At 58.6% G+C, this 12,715-nt stretch carries 10 protein-coding genes and 2 pseudogenes; 7 read left to right on the forward strand and 5 right to left on the reverse strand.

Translation table 11 applies throughout. The annotated features are described in order from the left end of the window. The 4 genes and pseudogenes from QDY28_RS13760 to QDY28_RS13775 form a co-directional block, all read right to left on the reverse strand. Positions 1–99 (reverse strand): annotated as a pseudogene (locus tag QDY28_RS13760) (electron transfer flavoprotein subunit alpha/FixB family protein); the annotation flags it as partial. A 24-nt stretch (positions 100–123) separates the two neighbouring features. Continuing rightward, entirely contained in the window at positions 124–873 is a 750-nt protein-coding gene (locus QDY28_RS13765; protein ID WP_331382246.1) for an electron transfer flavoprotein subunit beta/FixA family protein, read from the reverse strand. Positions 874–908: 35 nt separating this feature from the next. Next, positions 909–1,508, reverse strand: coding sequence for a dimethylsulfoniopropionate lyase (locus tag QDY28_RS13770; protein WP_331382247.1), 600 nt, complete (start codon positions 1,506–1,508; stop codon positions 909–911). A gap of 41 nt (positions 1,509–1,549) precedes the next feature. After that, positions 1,550–3,586: an NADH:flavin oxidoreductase gene (locus QDY28_RS13775; protein ID WP_331382248.1), complete on the reverse strand. Its 2,037-nt coding sequence runs from the start codon at positions 3,584–3,586 to the stop codon at positions 1,550–1,552. 147 nt (positions 3,587–3,733) lie between these two features. Between QDY28_RS13775 and QDY28_RS13780 the strand changes: the two genes are divergently transcribed. From QDY28_RS13780 to QDY28_RS13810, 7 genes and pseudogenes are all read left to right on the forward strand, one after another. Further along, complete coding sequence (locus QDY28_RS13780) at positions 3,734–4,363, forward strand: TetR/AcrR family transcriptional regulator (RefSeq protein ID WP_331382249.1); 630 nt, start codon at positions 3,734–3,736, stop codon at positions 4,361–4,363. A 13-nt stretch (positions 4,364–4,376) separates the two neighbouring features. Next, the gene (locus QDY28_RS13785; protein ID WP_331382250.1) at positions 4,377–5,171 is read left to right on the forward strand and encodes a pyrroline-5-carboxylate reductase family protein; all 795 of its coding nucleotides are present in this window, start codon (positions 4,377–4,379) and stop codon (positions 5,169–5,171) included. A 66-nt stretch (positions 5,172–5,237) separates the two neighbouring features. After that, entirely contained in the window at positions 5,238–6,239 is a 1,002-nt protein-coding gene (locus QDY28_RS13790) for an ABC transporter substrate-binding protein (RefSeq protein ID WP_331382251.1), read from the forward strand. Between the two features lie 96 nt (positions 6,240–6,335). Continuing rightward, complete coding sequence (locus tag QDY28_RS13795; RefSeq protein WP_331382252.1) at positions 6,336–7,223, forward strand: ABC transporter permease; 888 nt, start codon at positions 6,336–6,338, stop codon at positions 7,221–7,223. Further along, positions 7,216–8,292, forward strand: a complete 1,077-nt coding sequence (locus QDY28_RS13800) for a quaternary amine ABC transporter ATP-binding protein (protein ID WP_331382253.1) — start codon at positions 7,216–7,218, stop codon at positions 8,290–8,292. The genes QDY28_RS13795 and QDY28_RS13800 overlap by 8 nt, the downstream gene beginning before the upstream one ends. 8 nt (positions 8,293–8,300) lie before the next feature. Then, positions 8,301–9,559 (forward strand): annotated as a pseudogene (locus tag QDY28_RS13805) (DUF3422 domain-containing protein). A 68-nt stretch (positions 9,560–9,627) separates the two neighbouring features. Continuing rightward, positions 9,628–11,613 carry an oxidoreductase gene (locus tag QDY28_RS13810; RefSeq protein WP_331382254.1) on the forward strand — a complete coding sequence of 662 codons (1,986 nt, stop codon included), beginning with the start codon at positions 9,628–9,630 and terminating at the stop codon, positions 11,611–11,613. A 60-nt stretch (positions 11,614–11,673) separates the two neighbouring features. Here QDY28_RS13810 and QDY28_RS13815 read toward each other — a convergent pair whose 3' ends face one another. Then, entirely contained in the window at positions 11,674–12,576 is a 903-nt protein-coding gene (locus QDY28_RS13815; protein ID WP_331382255.1) for a LysR substrate-binding domain-containing protein, read from the reverse strand. Between the last annotated feature and the right edge of the window lie 139 nt (positions 12,577–12,715).

Consider the following 12,715-nt stretch of genomic DNA (forward strand, 5'->3'; position numbering starts at 1 on the left):
ATGCACGTCGCCTCCGATCTTTGAGGCCGCCGTCAGCGCCTTGGCGGTCTGGTCGGAGAGGTGGGCATTGTCGTGGTCAGCCAGAAGAAGAATGGCCATGGTGAAGTTCTCCCTTTCCTATCCTCAGAGCACGCCGGCTTCGACTTTAAGCTTTTCGACCAATTCGGCGACCGACTTGACCTTGACGCCGGCCTTGCGGCCGGACGGCTCTTCGGTCTTCAGCACCTTCAGGCGCGGTGTCGTATCGACGCCGAAGTCGGCCGGTGCCTTTTTGTCGAGCGGCTTCTTCTTCGCCTTCATGATGTTCGGCAGCGAGGCATAACGCGGCTCGTTGAGGCGAAGGTCTGTCGTCACCACCGCCGGCAGTTTGACCTCGATCGTCTGCAGACCGCCATCGACCTCGCGGGTCACCTGGGCTTTTCCCTCGCCGATCTCGATCTTCGAGGCAAAGGTTGCCTGCGCCGAACCGAGCAATGCCGCCAGCATCTGGCCGGTCTGGTTGCTGTCATCATCGATCGCCTGCTTGCCGACAATGATCAGGCCCGGCTGTTCGGCATCGGCGACGCCTTTGAGGATCTTGGCGACGGCGAGCGGCTCGACCTGATCGTCGGTTTCGACGAGGATGGCGCGGTCCGCGCCCATGGCAAGCGCCGTCCGCAGCGTCTCCTCGGCCTTGGCCGGGCCGATCGACACGACCACCACTTCCTCGGCCTTGCCGGCCTCCTTCAGCCGCAGCGCTTCCTCGACCGAAATCTCGTCGAACGGGTTCATCGACATCTTCACATTCGCAAGCTCGACGCCCGAACCATCCGGCTTCACCCGGATCTTCACGTTGTAATCAACCACCCGCTTCACGGGGACGAGAATCTTCATGGCGGACCCCTTTTTATTTGTTCCGAAGATTGTATTCAATGCGGCCGTTCGGCAAGCAGTGCCCAGAAGGCGAAGAGAGGCGTGTCGACCGATCTCATGGTATGTTTGATTTGCGGGACATTGTAGAACGACCCGGCAATCCCAGGCGAAAACCAGTCTCCGTCCCCTTGCCGGAACTCGCCCTCGGACAGGACAAGATAGACTTCCTCCGGCGCGTGTTCATGATCCGGATAGCGCACATGCGGCGCCATCAAGGTGACGCCAAGCCACAGGTCGTTACGCTCTTCAAGTCCGCCGGGGCCGATGATCATCGCGTTCGCGTGGCCGTCGGCAAAGTTCTCGCTAGCCGTATGATGCATGGTCCGTCGACGCCACGCGAGCTTGTGCTCGATGCCCTCGAAGCACTCGATCAATTGCCGCAAGACTGGCTCCGACGTCTCTATGGAAAGCGCTGCGGGTAAAAACTCGCAGACAGGCAGGCGGTTGCCGGGACCCTCACGTTCCTGCCCAGGATATTCCAATCTCGCAAATATCTGCGGGATCGAACGGCGAGCCTCCGGATCTCTGGCGAACTTGTCGAAGGCTATGAAAGCAGCCTCGACAAAGCGCTGCAGATCTTCACTTCTTTCCATCATCCCGTCTCCTCCCAGACAGAACCGCGACCGACCTCTCGCTCTCAGATGTCTTTCGCTATTCTTAGACCGTCGTAGATCGCCGCGTGCGTGTTACGGGCGGCAACCGCATCGCCGATGCGGAACAGTTGGAACTTGCCCTCGGGATTGCGGGTGACCGACTGAGGCTTTCCGGCAAGGAGCTGGTCGTGCGAGATCTCGCCGAGATTGCTCGAAAGCGGCTTCAGCTCGAAATACAACTCGTCGAGCGGAATGGTGCCGTGGTTGACGACGATCTGGTCGACCACGCGCTGCTTGGAAACGCCGCCATAATCGCTTCCGACATGGGCGACGATCTGGTTGCCATTCTTCTCGGCGGACTCCAGACGGAACGTCACCGTAAAGGTGACATCGAGCTTCTGCAGCGAGCGCATATACGGAACGAGGTTCATCGCCATGACTTCCGGCGCGAACGAGCGGTCAGGCGTCATGATCTCGACCTTGGCCCCAGCCTTTGCCAGGAATTCGGCAGCCTGCAGGCCCGCATGATCGCCGGCGTCATCGAATATCAGAACATTCGTGCCGGGCTTCACGTCGCCGGAGATGATGTCCCACGAGGATACGACGAGTTCGTTACCGCTCGACAGGACGTCCGTATGCGGCAGACCACCCGTCGCAATGATGACGGCGTCCGGATTCTCGGCGGTAACCGTTTCCGTTTCCGCCCAGGTGTTGAAATGGAACCTGACGCCATACTTCTCGCATTGGCTCATGCGCCAGTCGATGATGCTGATCATCTCCCGGCGGCGTTCGCTCTGCGCCGTGAGTCGGATCTGGCCCCCGGCGTTCGGCGCCGCTTCGAAGACGACGACCTCGTGGCCGCGTTCCCCCGCCACGCGAGCCGCCTCGAGACCCGCAGGACCGGCGCCGACGACGACAACCTTCTTTCGAACATCCGCCTTTACAACGATGTGCGGCATCGTCTGCTCGCGGCCGGTTGCGGCGTTGTGGATACAGTAGGCAGCGCCGCCCTGATAGATGCGGTCGAGACAGTAGTTCGCACCGACGCAAGGACGGATATCCTCCTCGCGCTTTTCAATGATCTTCCTCACGATATGCGGGTCGGTCATGTGCGCGCGGGTCATGCCGACCATGTCGACCTTTCCGGCCGCGATGGCATGGCGGGCGGTCGCAACGTCAGGGATCTTGGCTGCGTGGAAGGTGGGGAAGTTCGTCGCCGCGCGGATCTCACCTGCGAAGTCGAGATGTGGAGAGTTGGCCATGCCCTGGATCGGGATGACGTCGGTCAATCCGGGATCCGTATCGATGTGTCCGCGGATGACATTGAGGTAGTCGACGAGGCCGCTCTCTTTGAGCCGGCGGGAGATTTCGAGGCCGTCCTCCTTGCTCGTGCCCCCGGGGAGGCGCTCGTCGGCTGTGTAGCGTACGCCGAGAATGAATTCGTCCCCTACCCGCTGTCTCATGGCGTTGAACACGTCAAGACAGAAGCGCATACGATTTTCAAGCGAGCCACCATACGGCGCGTCGAGCTCGTTCGTGAGCGGCGATGCGAACTGATCGATCAGGTGGCCGTAAGCTTCGAGCTCGACGCCATCCATGCCGCCCGCCTTCATACGCTCGGCGGCATCCGCGAAATCCTTGATAATGCGTTCGATATCCCAATCTTCGATCTTCTTCGGGAACGCCCTATGCGATGCTTCGCGATGGTGCGACGGTGCCACGACCGGTAGCCAGTCGCCCTTGTCCCAGCGCGTGCGTCGTCCGAGATGCGTTAGCTGGATCATGATCGCAGCGCCCTGCTCGTGGACGGCGTCGGTCATCTCGCGGATCCACGGAACGATCTCGTCCTTGTAGGCGAGCAGATTGTTGAAAACCGGCGGACTGTCCCTTGATACCGCAGCGGATCCGGCCGTCATCGTCAGAGCGACGCCGCCTTTCGCCCGTTCCACCGTATAGGCGCGGTACCGTTCCTTCGGCATGCCGTCTTCCGGATATGCGGGCTCGTGAGACGTCACGATGATGCGGTTGCGCAGGATCAGGTGCTTAAGCTGATAGGGCTGAAGAAGAGGATCGTTCGACATGCGCCGTGCTCCAGATAAGGTATGTCGATCGGGAACGGTAAGCACAATGTACACATGTGTCAATAATGAAAACACTAAGGTCATCAATATTGACACATATGTACATTTTTCTTGTGCGACGTTTAACAATTTGCTAGGAGATGGTTCATGGAGCAAACTTTGAACGATAGTGGTTGGCGGGGATCACAGGAGGCGTGGCTGGAAGCTGCGTATGACTCTTTGCTCTCGTCTGGCGTCGACTCGGTCAAAATTCTTCCGTTGGCAAAGAGACTGAACCTCTCGCGAACCAGCTTCTACTGGTTCTTCCAGGACCGTGAACAATTGCTGGCGTCGTTGATCGCGCGTTGGCGCGACAAGAATACGGGAGGCATCGTTCAGCAGTCGGAAGCCTACGCGGAGTCTTTGGCGGAGGCGATGCTCAACGTGTTCGATTGCTGGCTCAACGAAAAGCTTTTCGACAGCAAGTTTGAATTCGCCGTTCGAAGCTGGGCTCTTCAGTCGGAAGAAATTCTCGCCGAGGTTCAGAAGGCCGACAGGACCCGCATGGAGGCGCTTTGCCGCATGTTCATGCGCTTCGGCCTTTCAGAAATTACGGCTGATGTCCGTGCCCGGACCACCTATCTGGTGCAGATCGGATACATATCCATGCAGTCCAACGAAGACATCGCCCTCCGTATGAAAAGAATTCCGGAATATATCGCGATCTACACGGGTGAAGTTCCCCAGCAGCGGGAGCTTGATCGCTTCTACGCAAGGCATGGATATAAGCCAGACTAGGAGGAGGCAGACAATGAGCGGCTCGTTGAGACTCGGCATAATTGGCGGGGCCGGCTGGCTCGGCGGTGCCATTGCCGCTTCTGCTCTCGAGGCCGGCATCGTCAGCCCTGGAGACCTCTCAATGTCTTATCGCCGGAGCAAGCCGGAGCGCTTTTCCGGTTCATTCTGGACGATGGATAACCAGGAACTCGCTGATCGATCGGACGTGATCATTCTCTCCGTACGACCGGAAGACTGGCCCGCAATATCGGTCGATGCAAAAGGCAAACTCGTGATCTCCGTCATGGCCGGCATTCGTCTGGCAGCGCTCTGCCACCATCATAAGACCGAACGCGCCGTCCGGACGCTGCCGAACGCGGCAGCCGAAGTTTTAAAGTCCTATACGCCGTGGATTGCGTCGAGCGGCGTGGATGAAGATGATCGCGCGATCATCCGTGCTGTCTTCAACGCGTGCGGCGTTCAGGACGAAGTGGCAAGCGAGCGCGACATAGACTATCTGACCGGCCTGACTGGTTCTGGGCCTGCCTTTCCTGCACTGCTGGCTGCAGCGATGATGGATGACGCGGTAAACCACGGCCTTGCCGCCGATGTGGCTCGACGGGCTGTCCTTACCCTGCTGACAGGGACAGGTCGCCTGCTGGAACAACGCGAGGAATGTCCAAACGACATCGTGCGCACCTTTGTCGACTACCGGGGCACGACCGCGGCAGCGATCGAGGAGATGCGCGCTGCCGGCTTCGATGCCGCAATTTCGAAGGGTCTGGCCGCCGCGTTTATCAAATCGGTAAGTATGGGAGACGCATCCTGACAACCGTCGGAGCGGGGTTCGCGGCGTCCCGCTCGCTAGGATGTGCCGCAAACAGAGGGAACGATAATGAAGAAACTTTTGGCTTCGACCTGCATGATATTCGGCCTTTTCGGCGGAGCGTCGTTTGCAAGCGCCGCAGAATGCGGGAGCGTCACTATCGCCAGCATGAACTGGCAAAGTGCGGAGGTTCTATCGAACCTCGACAAGATCATCTTGAACGAAGGGTATGGCTGCGACGCCCAGATCACCGTCGGTGATACGGTCCCGACGATCACCTCGATGGCGGAAAAGGGCCAGCCCGATATCGCGCCGGAAGCCTGGATCGATCTTCTTCCGGATGTCGTCAAGAAGGGCACGGAGGAAGGCAAGCTGGTCATCGCCGGCACGTCGCTGCCCGACGGCGGTGTACAGGGTTGGTGGATTCCGAAATATATCGCCGACGCYCATCCGGATATCAAGACGATCCCCGACRYGCTGAAGCATCCCGAACTCTTCCCCGATCCCGARGATTCCAAGAAGGGTGCGATTTTCAACGGCCCGCAGGGCTGGGGCGGCACGGTCGTCACCTCGCAGCTCTACAAGGGCTTTGAGGCTCAGAAGGCTGGTTTCACGCTCGTCGACACCGGCTCGGCTGCCGGCCTCGACGGCTCGATCGCCAAGGCTTACGAGCGCAAGGAAGGCTGGGTCGGTTACTATTGGGCACCGACCGCCTTGCTCGGCAAATATGCGATGGTGAAGCTCGACGCCGGCGTGCCTGAGAATGCGGCCGAATGGAAGCGCTGCAATACCGTCGCCGATTGCCCCGATCCGAAGCCGAACGCATGGCCGGTCGATCACGTCGTGACGCTCGTAGCCAAATCCTTTTCGGAAAAAGCAGGTCCTGACGTCCTGGAATACCTTAAGAACCGCTCCTGGAGCAATGACACCGTCAATAAACTGATGGCCTGGATGACCGACAACCAGGCCACCGGCGAAGACGGCGCCAAGCACTTCCTGAAAGAGAATAAGGACATCTGGACGAAGTGGGTTTCACCGGAAGCGGCCAAGAAAATCGAAGCTTCGTTGTAATCGAACAATCACGCGGTGCGCGCGTAGCGCACCGCTTCTCACTGGGCGATAAAATCAAAAGACTTGCCAGCCCTGCTTCGAGAAAAGGGGAACAAAATGGAATGGTTTTACAAATTCCCGCACATGGACGACGATGCTCTTCGCACGCTGAAAAAAGCGATCGATGATGGCTTTCGGGGGTTCACCCGCGCTTATGGCGATACGATCGAAGGCTTGTTTGCGCCACTGCAGCATTTTCTGATCTCGGCCGATCGTTTCATGACGCAAACGCCATGGCCGATCATTATCGCAATCATCCTCGCGATCGCCTGGTTCGCCAGCCGCAGCGTGAAGGTGGTTTTGGGCTGTCTGGTGACTCTCCTGCTGATCGGCTATTTCGACATGTGGGATGATACCATGCATACGATATCCATGATTTTCGTGTGTACGGTGCTCTCTATTGCCATCGGTATCCCCATTGGCATTTTGATGGCGCGTTCAGACAGTGTCCAGAAGATGGTCAATCCTATTTTGGATGTGATGCAGACCATGCCGAGTTTCGTCTATCTCATCCCCGTCGTCATGTTGCTCGGAATCGGTAAGGTTCCCGGTCTCATCGCCGTGGTCATTTACGCCATTCCGCCAATGATCCGGCTCACCAATCTCGGCATTCGACTGGTAGACAAGGACGTGCTGGAGGCGGCGGACGCGTTCGGCACCTCGAATTCGCAAAAATTGTTCAAGGTGCAGTTGCCGCTCGCTCTTCCCACGATCATGGCCGGCATAAACCAGACGATCATGATGGCGCTCGCCATGGTCGTCGTTGCATCCATGATCGGCGTTCAAGGATTGGGCCAGCCGGTTCTCAAGGCAATTGCGAACCAGTACTTCACGCTGGGCATTTTCAACGGCCTTGCCATTGTCGGCATCGCCATCATCTTCGATCGAGTCAGTCAGTCCTACGGCAAGCGGCTCCAGAAGCATCGGGAGACCGTCCATGGCTGATCATCACTTCGGCGGCATCGAGATCCGGCATCTCTACAAGATCTTCGGCCCCAATCCCAAAGCATATATCGATGCCGTCCAGAAGGGCCTCAGCAAGACTGAGCTCAACGAGAAGCACGGCCACGTTCTCGGATTGCGCGACATCAACATCGAGATCCCGTCTGGCTGCATTCAGGTCATCATGGGCCTTTCCGGATCGGGAAAATCGACCTTGATCCGGCACGTCAACCGGCTGATCGACCCCACCGCTGGCGAGGTGCTGGTCGACGGTGTCGACGTCGTGAAGATGAGCGAAAGCGAATTGCGCGAGTTCCGTAGACATCAGACCGCGATGGTGTTCCAGAAATTCGCGCTTCTTCCTCATCGCAATGTGCTCGACAACACGATGTTTGGGCTCGAAGTGCAGGGAATGGACCGATCCAAACGTGTCGACACCGCCATGAAGTGGTTGGAACGTGTCGGTCTCAACGGCTTTGAGCAGAAATATCCAAATCAATTGTCGGGCGGCATGCAGCAGCGCGTGGGCCTGGCGCGCGCGCTTTCCAACGACGCGCCGGTCTTGCTGATGGACGAGGCATATTCGGCTCTCGATCCGCTGATCCGCATGGACATGCAGACAGTTCTTCTTGATCTTCAGAAGGAGATCAAGAAAACCATCGTCTTCATCACCCATGACCTCGACGAGGCGCTTCGTCTCGGCGACCAGATCGCCATTTTGAGGGACGGACAAATCATCCAGCAAGGCACGAGCCAGGACATCGTCCTACGGCCTGCCGACGGCTATGTCGCGAATTTCGTCAAAGAGGTGAACAGGGGCCGCGTGGTTCACGTGGAGGCGGTCATGAGCCCCGCTCAGCCAGGCGCGCAGCCTTTCGGCAGAACGATTTCGGCCCGCACGACCATTGAAGACGCAGTCCGAACCCTCGTGTCAGGCCCGAATGAGGATGTGACAGTGGTTGGAGAGAAAGGCGAGCCAATTGGAACGGTGGACCTCCGGCAACTCACCCGCGCATTGGTCAGTTCACACGACACATCGACGAGCAGCCCGTCGCTTGCGACGGCTTCATGAGTGATGTGATGTGCCTGCTCTTAGAGCATCCCCTGCGCGAGGAGCTTCATAATGAACTCCACGCGCGGCCCTCGCTATATTTCGAGGGCGATGTCGACGTCTGGCACGTTGCCGTCATCGGCGAAGATGGGCCCCCTGCCCTTCGGATGATCTTGCGCGGCTGGAGGAAGTGTCGACGACACAACAGGGAAAGCATGGCATCGGCCGCTTCGGCGGCGGCCGCCTGAAGTGGGAGCTGCATACCGAATTTCTTACATTGACGTTCGTCGCTCCGATCGCGGGGGCTCAGGGCGAGTGCGCGCCCGAGCCCTTCCAAGAGCTCTGCGATAGTGTCAACGGGAAAATCATCGCTGCGGTGCGTGTCACCGTTCGGGAGGAAAAAGGCGACGTCCGACTGGAGAGGCCGCAAGCAGACTTCGTGGCCTCTCAGGTTGGCGGCGGTGACGCGGAAGCTCTTTCCACATTCCGGATAGGCGCTAACGGTTTCGTTGAAATCCTGCTCTTCAACAGGAACCTTAATGCATACCGCGCCGGACGGATGGTGCGCCGTCTCCTTGAAATCGAAACATATAGGATGATGGCGCTGCTCGCGATGCCTGTGGCCCGGGAAACCGTTACGAGACTGGCCGAGTTTGACCAACGCCTCGATCGCCTCATCCGACATATGCAGAGCGCCGAAAAAGTCGAAAAAGCCCTTCTGTCAGAGGTCACCAAGCTATCCTCGGATCTCCTGAATTTCTCGGCGACCGCCAGGCACCGGTTCGGCGCGACGAAAGCCTATGCCGACATCGTCGCAAGCCGGCTGAAGGAACTGCGTGAGGAGCGGGTCGAGCAGCGGCAGCGGATCGGAACGTTTATCGATCGCCGATTCCAACCGGCGGTGCGCTCCTTTCAGGCGGCTGAAAGGCGCCTTGATGAACTTGCCGAACGGATAAGTCTGGCCGGGGATTTGCTGAGAACCACCGTCCAGGTGCAGCTCGAAGATCAAAACGCGTCGCTGCTGGCGTCCCTTGACGAGCGAACTCGAATCCAAACGCACATCCAGCAGGCCGTCGAAGGCTTCTCCATTATCGCGATAACCTACTATTCCGTGGCTCTGCTCAAGATGGTCTCCGAAAGCGTTGCCGAGTTTGGCATCGACCCCCACCTTGCGAAACTTGCCGTTTTAGGGGCCACACCTCTGGTATTCTTCGCCGTCTGGAAAACGGTACATCACGTTCGAAAGAGCATTTCGGGAGATTCCCATGGGGTCCAACGAAAGCTCTGAAGCCATGAGGCGGCAAGCGAAGGCATCGCAACTTTGCCATTTCCCCGTTCATTCCTAGGGAGCGACTATTGTCAAAGCCTTTCCCTCATCTGTTTTCGACGATTGAGCTTGCCGGTCACCGTCTGCGCAACAGGATCGTCTTCGGAGCGCATACGGCCAACATGGCCGAAGGCGGGCTTCCCGGCGAACGGCATATAGCCTATTACGCGGAACGCGCCATCGGCGGCGCGGCAATGATCGTCGTCGAGCCCATGCCGGTGCATCCGGCCGCGGTGCTCACGCGCGGAAACTTTCGACCTTGCGACGACAGCGTCATTCCCCACTTCAAGCGGGTCGCCGAAGCAATCAAGGGCAACGGCGCCATTGCCGTTCAGCAGCTCTATCACATCGGAGCGCATGGCGATTCCGACAATTCCTACCATCCCCACTGGTCGCCCTCGGGCCTTCCCAGCTACCATGACAGCGATGGCTCCCATGCTATGAGCGAAGCTGAAATCTGGGAGACAATCGACGGCTTTGTTCAGGCGGCCCGCCGCTGCAAGGAAGCCGGCTTCGACGGCGTTGAAGTATGGGCCGCCTATCTTGGCCTCGTGGATCAATTCTGGACGCCCTGGTCCAACGGTCGCGAGGACGAGTGGGGCGGATCGATTGAAAATCGCACGCGATTTTCCCGCGAAATCATGACGCGCATCCGTGCGCTGTGCGGCCCCGATTTCATCATCGGTCTCGCCATCAGCGACGAGCCCGACCATAGCGTTGCACTGACAAGAAACGAGCTTGCTGAAATCATTGCCCTTCACGACGATCTCGGTCTGGTCGATTATGTGACGTGCGGATCGGGTGGATATCTCGATTTTCACAAATTGATGCCGACATTTCTCTATCCCGAAAAGCTGGGCGTGGATCTCGCCGCAACGATCAAGCGCGTCGTCAAAAAAGCTTTGGTGATCGCCGAAAGCCATATCCGAACGCCGGAGAACGCCGAGACGGTGCTGGGAGAAGGTGCGGCCGATCTCGTGTCGATCGTGCGAGGACAGATAGCCGATCCCCATCTGGCGCGGAAAGCAAATGAGGGACGAGCAGAAGACATCAGAGGCTGCATTTCCTGCAACCAAATGTGCTGGGGCCGGCGTTCGCGCGACTATTGGATAAGCTGTCTTATCAATCCGTCCGTTGGCCGGGAGTTCGAGTGGGGTGGCGACCGCTTCACGCCGGCCGGAAATCCGAAAAAGGTCCTGGTGGTTGGCGGCGGTCCCGCCGGACTTGAGGCCGCGAGGGTGGCTGCCGAACGCGGCCACAGCGTCATCCTTGCCGAAGCGGCGAGCCGACTGGGAGGCAATTTCCTCCTTGCCGGGATGCAGCCGCGACGGGCGCAGATCCTCGACCTCATCGAATGGCACGAACGGCAGTTGACAAGCCTCGAAGTGGATGTTCGGCTCAACTGCTATGTCGATGCCTCCGATATCCCTCAGTTCAACGCCGATGTCGTGATCCTTGCCACAGGTTCCTATGCGCCCGAAACCGGCTTCCAGAAGGCTCTGCCAGGGGTGGCTGTGCTGCCAGGTCTGGAAAAAGGTAATGTTTTCTCGATCGAAGCGGTGATGGCCCGTCAGGTCAGGCCCGGCAACCGTGTGCTGGTGTTTGACGAAGGGGGTGGATGGCGTGGTGGCGGCACGGCATGGAAGCTCGCCGAAGAGGGTCACCAGGTGACCATGCTCTCGCCCGATCCTCTGATCGGAAAAGAACTGCAGCGCACGACTGCCGACGTTCCGCTTCGGCGCATCCTGGCCAAGTTGGGGGTCAATTGGCTGTTGGAAGTCAGCATTCTCGAATGGCATGGCAACGGCGCGACCTTGCTCGATCACAATACCGGCGAGCGGCGCTTCTTGGAGGGCGACTGTCTTGTGCTCGCGACGACCAACATGTCCATGACGTTGCTTGCGGACGAACTGCGCTCGTCGGAACACCGGGTCATTTCGATCGGGGACTGCGCCGCCCCGCGTCAGGCACCTTATGCTTTCTATGAGGGCAGGAAGGCAGCATTGGAACTATGATGGCTGAACCGCTCGATATGATTGACAATTTTGCGTGCAAACCGGAAGGCCGAGACGGAATCATCCCCGGTCAGCAGCCTCCGCCTTAAGCCATTCGATAAATTGCAAGGCCCTTGCGCTGTTGGCGCTTCTTGGCGGCACGATCAGAAAATATCCGTCCCTCGTGACGATCGACTGCTCCGTCAGCCGGATCAGAGACCTGGTATCCAGGAGATTTTGCACAAGCCGCTTCCAACCGAGAGCAATTCCCTGGCCACTGAGTGCGGCATACACGGCCTCGGTATAGAAACTCGTACGCAGCCCCGACGGGGCCTTTGCCAGCTTGATCGAAAAGGCCGCGAGCCATTCTTCCCAGCCAATCCAGCTTGGGTTCTGGCTGTCGTAGCTGATAAGCGGCTGCCGCGCGATGTCCTCCAGAGCCGGGGCGCTGCCCAGTTTCGCGGCGTATTCCGGACTGCACACCGGAAACAACTCGTCGTCGAAGAGATATTCGGCCCTGCCATCCGGCCACGCCCCATTTCCGTATCTTATGGCAAGATCGCTTCCCCCTAGCCCCGCAGCACTGTCCTGGGAGACGATCCTGAGCCGGCTATCCGGGTAAAGGCGCGAGAAGGACGCGATCTTTGGCATGAGCCAGAAGTGCGAGATCGCCAGTGTTGCCGAAATCGATAATGCTCCCTCGTCCTCCTCTCTCGTCAGTTCTGCGATCGTGTCGGCCATGAGATTGAAGGCTGACGTCGCTGCGGTCGATAGCACCTGCCCTTTGTCGGTCAGTTCGATGCTCCGGTGCAGACGCCGAAAAAGCGGAAATCCGAGAGTTTCCTCCATCAAATGGATCTGTCTGCTGACCGCGGCCTGCGTCACCCCGAGTTCCGCGGCCGCTTTCGTAAAGCTCCTGACCCGTGCCGCGGCCTCAAAGGCCGTAAGCGCTGCCAACGGCGGGAGCTTCCTGCGAATATTCATAGGCGCCAATCCTTGCAACGGCGACGTTCCCGCGCCTGGCATCACATTACTATAGATTATGTGAAAGCTGCAAATTTATGCCGTTGAAGAGTCAACCAGTTCGGCGAAGAATTGCGCATCCAACCCATAAGGTAAGTTC

Origin of the sequence: Rhizobium sp. BR 362 (assembly GCF_036528765.1) — a bacterium.
GTDB lineage: Bacteria > Pseudomonadota > Alphaproteobacteria > Rhizobiales > Rhizobiaceae > Rhizobium.